Annotated in this window: 11 protein-coding genes and 1 riboswitch; of the genes, 9 read left to right on the forward strand and 2 right to left on the reverse strand. The window is 59.0% G+C overall.

Features of this window, described 5'->3' with window-relative positions:
* Positions 1–140: 140 nt before the first annotated feature.
* Entirely contained in the window at positions 141–407 is a 267-nt protein-coding gene (locus tag AC790_RS22280; RefSeq protein WP_007885936.1) for a DksA/TraR family C4-type zinc finger protein, read from the reverse strand.
* Positions 408–543: 136 nt separating this feature from the next.
* A riboswitch (TPP riboswitch) is annotated at positions 544–670 on the forward strand.
* A gap of 99 nt (positions 671–769) precedes the next feature.
* Between AC790_RS22280 and AC790_RS22285 the strand changes: the two genes are divergently transcribed.
* The 3 genes from AC790_RS22285 (at position 770) to AC790_RS22295 (ending at position 4,172) form a co-directional block, all read left to right on the forward strand.
* The gene (locus AC790_RS22285; protein ID WP_049853245.1) at positions 770–1,852 is read left to right on the forward strand and encodes a long-chain-fatty-acid--CoA ligase; all 1,083 of its coding nucleotides are present in this window, start codon (positions 770–772) and stop codon (positions 1,850–1,852) included.
* The gene (locus AC790_RS22290) at positions 1,849–3,297 is read left to right on the forward strand and encodes an acyl-CoA reductase (RefSeq protein ID WP_049853246.1); all 1,449 of its coding nucleotides are present in this window, start codon (positions 1,849–1,851) and stop codon (positions 3,295–3,297) included. The genes AC790_RS22285 and AC790_RS22290 overlap by 4 nt, the downstream gene beginning before the upstream one ends.
* A 107-nt stretch (positions 3,298–3,404) precedes the next feature.
* On the forward strand, positions 3,405–4,172 hold the full coding sequence (locus AC790_RS22295; protein ID WP_049853247.1) for a 3-oxoacyl-ACP reductase: 768 nt from the start codon (positions 3,405–3,407) through the stop codon (positions 4,170–4,172).
* A 97-nt stretch (positions 4,173–4,269) separates the two neighbouring features.
* Here AC790_RS22295 and AC790_RS22300 read toward each other — a convergent pair whose 3' ends face one another.
* Positions 4,270–5,745 carry a Sapep family Mn(2+)-dependent dipeptidase gene (locus AC790_RS22300; protein WP_049853248.1) on the reverse strand — a complete coding sequence of 492 codons (1,476 nt, stop codon included), beginning with the start codon at positions 5,743–5,745 and terminating at the stop codon, positions 4,270–4,272.
* Between the two features lie 210 nt (positions 5,746–5,955).
* Here AC790_RS22300 and AC790_RS22305 point away from each other — a divergent pair, with 210 nt between their 5' ends.
* Genes AC790_RS22305 through AC790_RS22330 form a run of 6 tightly spaced genes read left to right on the forward strand, consistent with a single transcriptional unit; the run spans position 5,956 to position 13,844 of the window.
* Entirely contained in the window at positions 5,956–8,013 is a 2,058-nt protein-coding gene (locus AC790_RS22305) for a hydantoinase/oxoprolinase family protein (RefSeq protein WP_049853249.1), read from the forward strand.
* Positions 8,010–10,037, forward strand: a complete 2,028-nt coding sequence (locus tag AC790_RS22310; protein WP_049853250.1) for a hydantoinase B/oxoprolinase family protein — start codon at positions 8,010–8,012, stop codon at positions 10,035–10,037. The genes AC790_RS22305 and AC790_RS22310 overlap by 4 nt, the downstream gene beginning before the upstream one ends.
* Entirely contained in the window at positions 10,024–11,100 is a 1,077-nt protein-coding gene (locus AC790_RS22315; protein ID WP_082204306.1) for a PotD/PotF family extracellular solute-binding protein, read from the forward strand. The genes AC790_RS22310 and AC790_RS22315 overlap by 14 nt, the downstream gene beginning before the upstream one ends.
* Positions 11,097–12,179, forward strand: a complete 1,083-nt coding sequence (locus tag AC790_RS22320; RefSeq protein WP_049853252.1) for an ABC transporter ATP-binding protein — start codon at positions 11,097–11,099, stop codon at positions 12,177–12,179. Before AC790_RS22315 ends, AC790_RS22320 begins: the two co-directional genes overlap by 4 nt.
* Complete coding sequence (locus tag AC790_RS22325) at positions 12,179–13,045, forward strand: ABC transporter permease (RefSeq protein ID WP_049853253.1); 867 nt, start codon at positions 12,179–12,181, stop codon at positions 13,043–13,045. Before AC790_RS22320 ends, AC790_RS22325 begins: the two co-directional genes overlap by 1 nt.
* Positions 13,038–13,844 carry an ABC transporter permease gene (locus AC790_RS22330; protein ID WP_049853254.1) on the forward strand — a complete coding sequence of 269 codons (807 nt, stop codon included), beginning with the start codon at positions 13,038–13,040 and terminating at the stop codon, positions 13,842–13,844. Before AC790_RS22325 ends, AC790_RS22330 begins: the two co-directional genes overlap by 8 nt.
* Positions 13,845–13,940: the final 96 nt, after the last annotated feature.

Consider the following 13,940-nt stretch of genomic DNA (forward strand, 5'->3'; position numbering starts at 1 on the left):
TATTGCAGCAGTATTTATTGTTGAAATGCCTGGTTATATGCGAATGGTCTTACTTCAGATTAACGGTTTTTCTAATAATAGGTAATGAATGTAGATGATATTTAAAAATGGCCGTTAATCTGAATGATTAATTTAAATAACTATCTCAGCTGACTATCCTTACTTCCGCGGCGGTTATAACCGCTAATTGCCGCCTGTTTTTTATCGATCTTGCTCTGACAATTCACGCAGTAACGTACGCCCGCTAACGCAGCGCGACGCGCTTCCGGAATAGGCTCGCCGCACTCATCACAAAACTCGGCGCTTTCACCGTGACCGATATTCTGGCGTGCACGGGCCACCGCATCATCCACCGTGGCATCAATTTGTTTGTGCACCGCACCATCTTCAGACCAGCCGCCCGCCATACGTCACCTCCGGTAAAAATACTTAACAAAAGTATAAGGCAAGCCAGGATTTATGCCGGGCCGGCAGGCGTGACTGCTTAAATCAGCCGCACTTTTAACACAGTTGACACATCATCCACCGCCATCCTAGACTGCGGCTTGTTCCAAGGGGTGCCCGGTTAGCGGGCTGAGATTCTACCGGCTGGCGTTGATGCGCTGGAACGTAGTGACCCTCCGAACCTGATCCGGCTAATACCGGCGTAGGGATGCGGAACCACAGGGCTTGCACGCCCTGATTCCATCTTTGTGCTTTGTAGCGGACAGTTCGCACTCTTCAGGCCTTGCCTGGGAGATTTTGCACAATCGCAAAGGTGGCTACGAACATGACCGAATCGGCAATTATCCAGGCGCTGCTCACATTCCTTCAGCGTGAGGATGCATCAGACGATGATTTCAACCAGCTGGCGCTCGAAATCTTCGCTTATCAATTCCAGCATAATCAGCCTTATCGCCGCTTCGCGACTCAGCGCGGACATACGCCGTTCACCGTAAAGCACTGGCGCAACATTCCCGCTATTCCCATCTCCGCCTTTAAAGATCTGACGCTCAGCTGTCGTCCAACGGACGATATCGAAGCGATCTTTATGACCAGCGGCACCACCGGCACGGTAAAAGGACGCAGTTATCATCCCACGCTCGACGTGTGGAAGAGCTCGATGCGGCTGAACTTCCGCCGCCGCTTCATGGCGGGCATGGATCGTATTCGCATGGGCATTTTGTTCCCGAATAACGTGGTGATGCCAAACTCATCGCTGGCGACCTATCTTGACCTGGCGCAGCAGGAGTTTGGCACGCCCGACAGTGAAGTGATGGTGGATGAGCACGGGCTCGACGTGGCGCGCATTTTCACCGCCCTGCAGCAGGCTGAAGCCAGCGGCGAGCCTTATGCGCTGCTGGGCGCCAGCTACAGTTTTGTCCACCTGCTGGATGAGATGCAGCGCCAGCAGCGCTGTTTCTCGCTGCCTGCAGGCAGCCGCATTCTCGATACCGGCGGCTTTAAAGGTCAGTCGCGCGAAATGGAACCCGCAGAATTTTACGCTGCGATCTCCGCCGCCTTCGGAATCCCGCGCTCGCACTGCATCAACATGTACGGCATGACGGAAATCAGCACGCAGTTCTATGACGAGGGCAATGAAAACTGTCAGCCGGTCAAATCCGGGCCGCACTGGGTGCGCACGCGCGTGGTCAATCCGCTGACCGGCGAGGATCTGCCTGCAGGTGAAATTGGCGTGCTAGTGCATCACGATCTGGCACATTTCAACTCGGTTTCAGCCCTATTGACGGAAGATGCCGGCAGGATGGTGCCGGGCGGATTCCATTTATTAGGGCGTGTGACCGGCGCCGATGCGAAAGGCTGTTCGCTGACCATGGAAGCGTTTCTGGCCGCCGCGCAGGTACAGGCGTGAGAGAGTTTGCCGGACATCTGCCCGGTTTTTCTGCCGATGAGGTGCAGTGGCGCACGCTGAGTTTTAGCCAGCACGGCGAAAGTCTTGAGGTGTGTGTTCCGCAGCTCAACGATCAACAGATCACGGCGCTGTCAGCTCGAATTCGTGCTAATGCTCGCGCCTATCTCAGCCAGCTCAGCGTCGCGCAAATCATCGCGATTATTGATGACGCGGTGGCGCGGCTGCTGGATCGCACCCATCCGCTGCGCATCAAAGCCGAAAAGCTGCTGCCGATGGTCACCGGTTACGATGCCGAGATGGTGCGCCTCGGCTTAACCGGCTATCTCAAAACCTTCCGCGAACCGCAGCTCAAACGCTTTCTGGCTGAGGACTTTGCCGATGCGCAGATGCTGGATGCGTTTCAGCCACGGCCTAATGGCGGCTTTGCGCGCGCATTTGGTCCGCAGCTGCTGCTGCATATCTGGGCTGGCAATGTGCCGGGCTTACCGCTGTGGAGTTTGATCTGCGGTTTGCTGGTGAAGGCCGGCACTATCGGCAAACTGCCCGGTAATGAGCCGCTGATGGCGAGCTGGTTCGCCCAACTGCTGGCAGAAATCGACCCTAAACTGGGCGCATGCCTGGCGGTGGTGTGGTGGAAAGGGGGCGACGCTGAAACTGAGCCGACCTGGCTACGTCAGCCCGACGTAGTGGTTGCCTATGGCGGCAATCAAACGCTCGCCGCGATTCAGCAGCGTCTGCCGGTCACCACGCGGTTTCTGCCGCACGGGCACAAAATCAGTTTTGGTTTGGTGGCACGTTCGGCGCTCAATGCCCGCCAGGGCGCGGATCTGGCACGTCGCGTGGCGTATGACGTGATGCGTTACGACCAGGCCGGATGTTACTCGCCGCAGATGCTGTTTGTGGAGCGCGGCGGCAAGATTTCACCCGATGAGTTTGCGGCTTACGTCGCGCATGAGCTGGCCGCGTTGGAACATAAACATCCGCGTCGTGCGCTGGCGATCGAAGAGATCAACAGCATCGCGGCGTGGCGCAATGGTGAAGAACTGCGCGCGCTGGCGGGCGATCGCACCTTATACGGCGCGCCTGCCGACAGCTGGGCGGTGGTGTGCGTCGCCCAGGCTGCAGCGCTGGCTCCCTCCGCGCTGGGAAGAACGTTGAAAGTGGTGCCGGTTGATGTGCTGGATGATGCGATTGGTTTGATAGCGCCGCAGCGCGACTTTCTGCAGACGACAGGCGTTGCCGCCACGCCGCAGGAGTTGTTCCGCCTTGCCGCGCTATTAGGGCAGGTTGGCGTGACCCGCATTACCGCGTTCGGCCAGATGACGTCGCCGCAGGCGGGCTGGCACCACGATGGGCGTTTTAGCTTGCTTGATCTGGTGCGCATTACGGAAATCGAGCAGGGTGCCGAAGCCGCTGCCGATGGGTTCGCGCCTTACGCGGACTGATGTGGTCGCCATGAATGGCGGCCCTACGACGGGATGGTGCGGTTTTGTAGGGTGCATATTCATGCGCACCAGGCAAAATCACTCAAGATATTTTTATAGGAGCCAGGATGAAATTCTCCAACCGTACGGTTTTGGTCACCGGCGCGAGCCGCGGTATCGGTGCCGCGATTGCCAAAGCCTTCGCCGCTGAAGGGGCATTGGTGGTGGTCAACTATCTGCGCAATGCAGCGGCGGCGGAAGGCGTGGTCGAGGCGTGCCGCGCGCTCGGCGGTGACGCGCTAGCGATCGCTGCGGATGTCACCTCAGAGCAGCAGGTCAATGCGATGATGGAGCAGATCGTCAACGCCACCGGCCGACTCGATGCGTTGATCAACAATGCTTTCGCTCCTTACATTTTCGACACGGACAACCGCCAGCGTTTCTGGGAAACGCCATGGTCAGCTTACCAGACGCAGTTCGACGGCGCGGTGCAAGCCGCCTACAACGTGTGCCAGGCGGCGCTGCCCTTAATGCGCACGCAGGTGCGTGGCAGCATCGTCAATATCGCCACCGATCTGGTGGCGCGTCCCTCCGTGCCTTATCACGACTACATCACGGCGAAAGCGGGGCTGATCGGTTTTAGCCGCGCGCTCGCGACTGAGCTGGGTCCGCTGGGCATTCGCGTCAACTGTGTGGCGCCGGGACTGGTTTATCCCACCGATGCCAGCCAGGCAACCCGCGAAGAGGTGCGCGATTTCCTGACGGCACAAACGCCGCTGCGCCGCATCGCGCGCCCGGAAGATATCACCGGGCCGGTGTTGTTTCTGGCATCAAACTGGAGCGAGTTTGTCACCGGGCAGACGCTGCACGTGGATGGTGGTTTGGTGATGAGCTGACATTTGTAGGGGCGACATTCATGGCGACCGGTTTTCCTGGTGCGCATAAATGCGCACCTTATGAAATCAGAGCCGCCATTGGTGATGACCAGGAGGGTTATAACTGCGAAATCAAATAACTATCCAACCTAATCAACGCAATAACATACTTCGGCAACGCCTCCAGCAACGACGGCAGATGAATGGTCTCATCCGCGCCATGCGGCAAACCGTGGCCTGCCGGTAAAAAATCAGGCGTGTTTGCGGCGGTTTTACGGTAGCCGGGTCCAAAGGTAATCGCATTCGGCAGCTTCTTCGAATGGGTCACGCCGCCCATGGCATAAGGGCGATCGTCTCTGCCGGTGGTGTCATTCCACACCTGCTGCAACAGCGAAATCACCGGATGCGATGCGGGCAGGAAGAAAGGTGCCACATCGCGCCAGTTTGGCTGCAAGGTAATCGCTGTGGCGGCAAGTTGCTGCTGCAGAATCTCCACGATCTGTTCGCCGCGCCATGAAACCGGATAGCGAATATCACCATCAATACTCAAGGTATCGGCTTGATGGCTGTACCACACGCCCGCGTTCAGCGTCAGTTTGCCGGACTCCGCATCTTCCAGCCCCAATCCGGCGCCGACACCATAAGGCGAAGCGAACAGTTGCACCAACGTTTCGGCCAGCTGACGTTGATGGTCGTCCAACAGCTCCAGTTCGATCAGCGCGGCGAGCAGCACCTGGGTAGCATTCAGCGTGCCATCGGGGAAGGCAGCATGGCCGCCGTTGCCGCGCGCCTCCAGCGTGAAACACCCATTCTGTTGCGGCTTGATCGCTACATAGCTCGCGGCAAGACCCTGCAGCCGCGCCAGCTTTTCGCCCACCGCATCAAGATCGGCATTTGCAATGTGCACGCTGGCAAAATCCGGCACGCTGTTACTGGCGGAACCGGCGACGATGCCTGCCAGCAGGCCAGCATTCGGTACCGCGAGGGTAAACGACAGCTGTCCTTTCTGCGCATTGTTCACCGGGAACATGCCATCGGTGACAATCGAATAATCCGGAACCGGGCCGTGCTGCGCGAACCACGCCATATCGGCCATATTGGTCTCTTCCGCCAGGCCATAAACGATGCGCAGATTGTGGTGCAGCGGGATGTTGAGATCGCGTATCAGCTTTAACAGATAGAAGTTCAGCACGCCGGGACCTTTGTTATCGGCCACGCCGCGACCAATGACAAAATCGCCGTGCTGTGTCAGCGCGAAGGGCGGATAGGTCCAGTTGTCGCCCGCTGGCACCACATCAAGATGGTTAATCAGCCCGATATCGCGCGCGTGCTCACCATAAATCACCGAGCCGGCATACCCCTGGTGACGCTCAGTTTTAAAACCGGCCTGCTCGGCCTGAGTCAAAACTTTCTGCAAAATTTCTGCACACTCGGCACCAAAAGGCGCGCCAGGCGCAGCGCGATCGGCGCGGCTAATGCTGGGGATGGCAATCCATTCCGCTAAATCAGCGGTTAATGCGGCACGATTGGCGGCGATCCATTGCTGAATTTGCGGCAACAGCGCGCTTTCCTGAGGTGATAACGACGCGGACATGAGGGTTCTCCTTAAATTTATGCACAACATAAAACATTCCGCCGCGCGGGCTTAGACGCATTTGCGCGAAACATTGCCAGCGCGCAGCTAAGCGCCGCTTCATGCGCATTCCAGCAAAGCTTAGTCATTTTTGTTGCTCGTATTGCACGGCAAAGCAACGGAGATTAACGCCTTACAACGCTAAGTCACCAGTAATGCAGGAGAATTAAGGTGGATAACAGCCCCGCAGCCGGAGCGACAGTCGGCGTGGATGTCGGTGGAACCTTTACCGATTTTGTTTTATTTGATCCGCAACGCCAGCAACGCTTTTTCCATAAACAGCCCAGTACGCCTGCCGATCCCGCTCTGGCAGTAAGTGACGGGCTGCGCGCCGTGCTGCTAAAGAGCGGCCTGTCCGCCAGCGCATTGTCGCTGGTGTTGCACGGCACCACACTTGGCCTTAACGCCATCATCCAGCGGCGCGGCGCTGACATCGCGCTGGTGATCAGCAGCGGGTTTCGCGATGTGCTGGAGATCGCCCGTGCGCGGATGCCGTCCTCTTTTGATTTTCATGCCGATCGTGAACCGCCTTTTTTACCGCGTCAGCGCGTGCTGGAGATCCCGGCGCGCTTTAATCCCGCCGGTGAGGTAACGCAGTGGCCAACGGAGGATGAGCTGGCCCGCGTCGCTGCCGATGTGTTGCCGCTCAAGGTCAGCGCGGTGGCGTTGGTCACCATCAACGGCTACGCCAACCCAACGCGTGAAGCGGAACTGGCTGCCGCGCTGGCCGCCAAGCTGGGTGAGGTGCCGGTGCTCTCCTCGGCGCAGCTGTGGCCGGAAATTCGTGAATATGAACGCACGCTGGTGGCCGGGCTTAATGCCTATATTCAGCCGCTGATGCAGCGCTACTTTAACCGGCTGAGTGATTTACTGGCGCAGCAGGCGATAGAGGTTCCATTACTGATCACCGCCTCCAACGGCGGCGTGCTGCCGCTGGACGCTGCGCATCAGCGTCCGGTCGATACGCTGCTATCGGGGCCGGCTTCCGGGGTGATCGCTGCTGCGCATCTGGCTGCAGGTACGGGGTTTGTCTCCTTTGACATGGGCGGTACCAGTAGCGACATCTCGCTTTCCGAACACGGCGAGATCGAACGCGTTAACCGCACCGAAATTGGCGGGCTGCCGCTGATTTTGCCGGTGGTGGGGGTTTCGGCGATTGGTGCGGGCGGCGGTTCTATCGTGCATGTCGATGATTTCGGCATTCTCAAAGTCGGGCCAGCAAGCGCGGGCGCCGATCCGGGGCCGGTTGCCTATCAGCGCGGCGGAAGCCAGCCCACGCTGACCGATTGCTATCTGATAAGCGGCATCTTATCCGCTGACGCGGCGCTGGCGGGCACCATTACGCTGGATCATGCCGCCGCCCATCGCGCACTGAGTGCGTTGGGCAAACCCTTAGGTTTGGATGCCGAACAGGTGGCGAGCGGCGCAATGGCGGTGGCGACGGCGCAGATGGCAACCGAATTGAATAAAGCGCTGGCGCAGCGCGGATTAACCGCAGACGAATTAACCCTGATTCCCTTTGGCGGAGCGGGTCCAACGCACGCCAACTTTTTCGCCGAAGAGGCGGGCATCCATCGCATTCTGGTGCCGCTGCGTCCTGGTACTTTCTGCGCCGAGGGGGCGATCAGTGCCGATATTCGCCGTGACTTTGTGCGCAGCCTGCGTATTAACGTCACGACGGAAAGCTACGGCAAAATCGCGCAGACCGTTGAGGAGCTGCACCAGCTGGCGCAAACGTGGTTTGCCCAACAGGCCAGCCGCCTCAGCAATCACGTCCAGTATCGGGTGGAAGCGGATATGCGCTATGCCGGCCAGGCTTATGAGCTAAGCGTTAATCTCGATAGCCCGCAAGCGATAAGCCATCAACAGCTGCTGACGCGTTTTCAGCAGCTGCATCAGCAGCGCTATGGGTTTAACACGCCGGATGCGGCCATCGAACTGACTACGCTGCGCCTGTCATTGAATGCTGCGCTGCCGCGTCCGACGGACAAACCGTTTAGCGCCGATGTACAAAATCAGCAACCCGGTTTGCGTCCGGTTTATCTGCGCGCAGGTTGGGTGAACGCGCATATCTGGCAGCGCGTAAACATCGGCCAGGCGATCCACATCGACGGTCCGGCGGTGATTGAGCAAGACGATACCACCACGCTGATCTTGCCTGGCTGGACGGCACGCACCGATGACAGCGGCAATCTGCTGATCACGCGTGTAACGGAGGATGCGGCATGAAACTGGATGCCATTACCCTTGAAATCCTTAATCAAAAACTCACCGCGCTGACTGAAGAGATGTGCCACATCCTGCAGCGCACCGGTCGCACGCTGTACGTAAAAGAGACAGCAGATTTTTGCTGCGCGATAGCCGATTTACAGGGCCGCTTCTTTGCCTATCCGAAAGGCATCGGCGTTTCCGGTTTTGTCGGGTTGAATGCGCTCACCGCGATTCAGGCGGTGGGCGATGTCGCGCCCGGTGATGTGATTCTAACCAACGATCCCTGGCGCTCGCGCGGGCTGGCCACCCACCTGCCGGATTTGCAGGTGCTGGCGCCGTGGTTCATTGACGGGGAGTTGGTGGCGTGGGGCTGGGCCTTTTTGCACGCCTCGGACGTGGGCGGCCGCGTGCCGAGCAGCATCTCACCGACTAATAGCGATATTTATCAGGAAGGGCTGCAAATTCCGCCGGTTAAGTTGCTACGCGCCGGCGAACTCAATCGCGATGTGATGAATATCCTCACCGCCAACAGCCGCACGCCTGATGCGATTGCCGGTGATATTCAGGCGATGCTGGCCGCGCTCAATGCCGGACGCGATCGCCTCAATCGTATCGTGGCGCAGCATGGCGTAAACAACGTGGTGCAGGCGCAGCTGGATCTGCAGGCTTACTCCGCGATCCGCGCGCGTCAGGTGCTGCGCCGCATTCCCGACGGCGTTTATCCGTTTGAAGATTACCTTGATGATGCGGCGGGCAGCGGTTTGCCGGTGCGGCTCGCCATCACCGCCACCTTCAATGATGGCAACGTGCATCTCGACTTCACCGGCAGCGACGCGCAGGTAGCCGCGGCGATCAACATTCCCAGCCACGGCGATCCGCATGCATGGCTGACGCTGCGTATTCTGGCGCTGGTGTGCACGCTGGATAAAGGCGTACCGCTGAATGCCGGTTTGCTGGCACCGGTGACGCTGTTTGCGCCCGCCGGTTCGCTGGTCAACCCGCATTATCCGGCAGCGGTGGGCGTGCGCCACGCGGCGGCGGTGCGGGTCAACGATCTGCTTAACGGCTTGCTGGCCCAGCCTTTGCCCGAGGTGATGCCTGCCGCCAGCGGTGGCACCATTATTCCGCTGGTGATTGCCGAAGTGGCGCGTAATGGCCGCGAGCAGAATGTGCAGGTGATTGAACCGATGGTCGGCGGCGGCGGGGCGCGCTTTGGTCGCGACGGCATCGACGGGCGCGACAACAGCATCTCAAACCTGGCGAATAATCCGGTGGAGATGGTGGAAGCGGAAACCCAGATCGAAATCCGCCAATACGCGTTGCGACCGGGTTCTGCTGGCGCAGGCCAGTGGCGCGGCGGCATGGGCCAGCAGATTCGCGTGCGCATTCTGCAGAATGACAGCACGCTACTGGCGCGCGGCATGGAGCGTATGCTGTTCCAGCCATGGGGCGTGCAGGGCGGCCAGCCCGGTCAATCGACCACGCTGACGCTCAATCCTGAGGCAAACGGCGGCGCGTCGCTCGGTAAGATCGATCTGCTGAGCGTCAATGCCGGTGACGAAGTGCTGCTGCAAACGCCCGGCGGCGGCGGTTGGGGCGATCCCTTTAAGCGCGATCCACTGGCGGTACAAAACGACGTTACTAACCAGTTGCTGAGCCATGCCGATGCGGCGCAGCATTATGGCGTGGTGTTGACCGATCGCGGCCTGGATGTAGCGGCCACCGCTGCCTTACGCAACTCACCACGCGAAACCTCCTCCTCCTTCGGCGTAGCGCGCGATAACTGGCAGTCGCTCGTCGACGGTGATGCACTGACGCGCCTTAATCAGCTGCTTTATCCACTCAGTCCGGCCGAGCGCCAGCGACATCGCTCAGCGGTTTTTGCCGCAGCGCTGGCGCGGTTACCGGCTAACTTTCCCCGCTCAACGTCTCCAGAGATTGCCACAGCGCGCCAGGCGTTTGCTGATGCGCTGCGTGCGCTGGAGATCGAGCTTTCAGCTTTTATTACTTCAATACCAGGAGATGGCCATGCGCCTCGTTAATAACAAAAAAATCCTGCTCACCGCGCTGGTGGGCATGTTGATCAGCGGTGCGGTGCACGCGGCTGAAACCAGTGATTCAGTGATCGTCGGGGTTTACGGCGGTGACTGGGAGAAAAATATCCGCGCTTCCGGTCTGGAGCAGTTTGCCAAAGATAATCACCTTAAGCTCACCGTGGTGCCCGGCGCTGATGCCGAATGGTTTGCCAAGCTGCGCGCCGCCAAAGGCCGTCGCTCACCGTATGACGTGGTGGTGTTCCAGCCCGATACCGTGCAGCGCGCCCAGGCGGCGGGTTTGCTGCAGCCGCTTGATGCCAAAGATATTCCCAACCTGAACAATCTGTACAAAAGTGTGCAGTCGCGCTTTGTTTATGACAATCAAACCTACGCCGCCGCCTTTAGCCTCGGCCAGCTCGGACTCGCCTATCGCAGCGATCTGGTGAAAACGCCGCCGAAAAGCTGGCTGGATCTGTGGAATCCGGAATACAAAGGCCACGTGGCGATTTCATCGCCGACTTACGCCGCCGGTTTGCAGTTCTTCGCAGGCCTGGTGCACGCACTAGGCGGTGAGCTGAATCAGCCTGCCGCAGTGGATAAAGCCTTTGCCAAACTCGCGGAACTGCGCGGCAACGCGGTGGCCTTCCCGGACAGCCCGGGCGCGATTCAAACCTTGCTGGAGCGCGGCGATGCGTGGGTGGTGCCGTACTGGGATGGCCGCGTCTTTGCGCTAAAGCAGCAGGGCATGAAAGTCGATTTCGTCTATCCGTCCGACGGTCCGGTGGTCGGCGCTGCCAACTGGGTGATTCCAAAGGGCGCGCCGAACCTCGCCAACGCCTACAAAGTGGTGAACGCCATGTCGGCGCCTGAAGTGCAGAAAGCCTTCTCCGATAAATCACTGTATGGCATGACCAACAAGGACGTGCAGTACAGCGACAACCTGAAGAAACAGGTGAAAGTCGGTGAAGAGGCGTACAGCAAATTGATCTGGATCGATTACAGCACTGCAACGCCGCAGCTGGCGGACTGGACGCGTCGCTGGAGCCAGGCGCTGGGCGGTGCGAAATGAGTTCAGTCGTCATTGACGGCGTAGCGCGGCAGTTTGATAACCACCGCGCCCTGAATGACGTCAGCATCACCATTGAGCAGGGCGAGTTTTTCTCCCTGCTCGGGCCAAGCGGCTGCGGCAAAACCACGCTGCTGAATATCATCGCCGGATTTTTGGCGCCCAACCGTGGTCGCGTATTGATCGGTGGCAAGGATGTCACCGCGCTGCCGCCGTATCAGCGCCACATCGGCATGGTATTTCAAAACTACGCGCTGTTTCCGCATCTGAGCGTGGGCGATAACGTCGCCTTTGGCCTCAAGGTGCGCAACGTGTCGCGCAGTGAACAGCAGCGCCGCGTCACGGAAGCGCTTAAACAGGTGCGACTGGAAGGGCTGGCGCAGCGTATGCCGCATCAGCTTTCTGGTGGGCAACAACAGCGCGTGGCGATTGCGCGCGCGTTGGCCATCGAGCCGCAGGTGCTGTTGCTGGATGAACCGCTATCGAACCTGGATGCGCGCCTGCGCAAGGAGATGCAGGACGAACTGCGCGCGTTGCAACAGCGCGTCGGCATCACCACGGTGCTGGTGACGCACGATCAGGAAGAGGCGCTTACGCTATCCGATCGCATCGGCATTCTCGGGCAGGGTGAACTGCAGCAGATTGGCTCACCAGCCACGCTCTATCGCCAACCGGCGAATCGTTTTGTCGCGGAGTTTGTCGGACAGGCCAATCTGTTCCATGTCGCCGCGCAAAACGGACTTTACCAGGCGCGCGATCACTTCGTCGCCGCTGGGCAGGCGCTGCAACTCAGCGCCGCGCAGCCAGCAAGCGCGTCATCGTTGCTGATTGTGCGTCCGGAGCGCGTGCAATTCTCAACCGAACCGCAGGAATTTGCCAGCAACGGCAGCGTCGCCAGCGTGAAAGAGGTGAGTTTTGCCGGCGCCACCTTGCGTGTGGTGTGCCAGCTGCCGGGCGGTGGCGAGATCCGCGTGCAGCCAGCGGAAGCACATTTTTCGCAGCTGCCCGCACCCGGCGATCGCTGCTATCTACACTGGCAGGCGGCGGATGTTATCGTGCTGCCCGCGCTGGAGCACGCCTGATGAAGATCGCCACGCGTAATCTATTTCCCTGGCTGCTGCTGACGCCATCGTTACTGTTTCTGCTGCTGTTTTTGCTGGTGCCGCTGCTGCTGCTGTTCGACCAAAGCCTGACCAACGTCGATAGCCTGCTCAATCCGTTGCCGGGCTACAGCCTGGCGCAATATGTGACGGTGTTTGCGGATCCGCAATATCTGCACGCGCTCTGGACCACGCTGTGGGTGTCGTTGCTGACCGCCGCCATCACCGTACTTTTAGCCTGGCCTGCGGCGTGGCTGCTGGTGACCACGCAACGGCGCGGCTGGCGCACGCTGCTGTACGTCATCCTGATTTCGCCGCTGCTCACCAGCGTGGTGATCCGTACTTTTGCGTGGATTGTGCTGCTGGCGCAGAACGGATTGATCAACGGTTTCCTGCTGTTTACCGGCCTCATTCCGCAGCCGCTCAGCCTGTTGTGGAACATGAATGCGGTGATCATCGCCTATGTGCAAGTCATGCTGCCGTTTGCCGTGCTGCCGTTGATTACCTCGTTAAACGAGATTGCGCCTTCGCTGCGGCTGGCGGCGATGAGTCTTGGCGCGACGCCAGCGGCCACCTTCCGTCGCGTCGTTTTACCCTTAACGCTGCCCGGCATGCTGACTGGGTTCATCATCGTCTTTTCCCTCGCGGCGGGCAGCTACATCACGCCGTTGCTGATTGGCGGGCGCTTTCAGCCGCTGCTGCCGATTGCCATTTATCAGCAGGCGATGCAGATCGCCAACCTGCCGCTAGCCGCAGCGCTAGCGCTGACGTTGCTGGTGATGACGTTGATTGTCGCCGGGATTGCGGGCGTATTCCTGAAACGCTGGGAGAAGAAGAATCATGGATAACACTCAAAGCCTATCGCAGCGCCTGACGCAGTTCGGCATGACGCTGGCTGGCATCGTGATTTACGCCTTTTTAGCGCTGCCGGTGCTGGTGATTGTGCTCTCGGCGTTTAGTCCGGAACCTTATCCGCAGTTTCCGCCGCAGGGATTTTCGCTGCGCTGGTTTAGCGCGTTATTGCAGGATGATGGGTGGATTGCATCGCTGTGGATTAGCGCGTTGCTGCTGGTGGTGGTCACGCCGGTTACCGTGGTGCTCGGCACCTTTGCCGCCTGGTCGCTGGCGCGACTGGATTTCCGCTATCGCGAAGCCCTGCAGGCTTTTATTCTGTCACCGCTGATGATTCCGCAAGTGGTGCTGGGCATTGCGCTGCTCTACGTGCTGACGGCGGCTGGAATAGCCGGAATGATCAGCGGGTTGGTGATTGGTCATGTGGTGGTAGCGCTGCCCTATGTGGTGCGCACCGTCAGCGTCAGTCTGGCGGCTATGGATAAACGTCTTGAAGCGGTATCGATGAGTTTGGGCGCGGGTCACTGGTATACCTTTCGCCACGTCACGCTGCCGCTGATTAAGCCCGGCATTCTGGCCGGTGCGGTATTTGCGGCGGTGACCTCTTTTGGTGAAGTTTCGGTGAGCCTGTTTCTCAGCGCGCCAGACACCATCACCGTGCCGGTTCGGGTATTCAACTATGTCGATCAGACCTTCGATCCCACGGTGAATGCTATTTCGGTAATCTTTATCATCTTCGCAGTGCTGATTTTGATGGTGATTGAGAAAACGATTGGGTTAGTGAAGTTGAGTTAGCTTATCGCCGCCGTGATGGGGAAATAACGGGTTCGTTGCGCAGTAAACAATGAATATTGTATTTGCTGAACCATCTCAGAAATTTCTTTAGTTAAA

Origin of the sequence: Pantoea sp. RIT-PI-b, assembly GCF_001187905.1 — a bacterium.
Classification (GTDB): domain Bacteria; phylum Pseudomonadota; class Gammaproteobacteria; order Enterobacterales; family Enterobacteriaceae; genus Pantoea; species Pantoea nemavictus.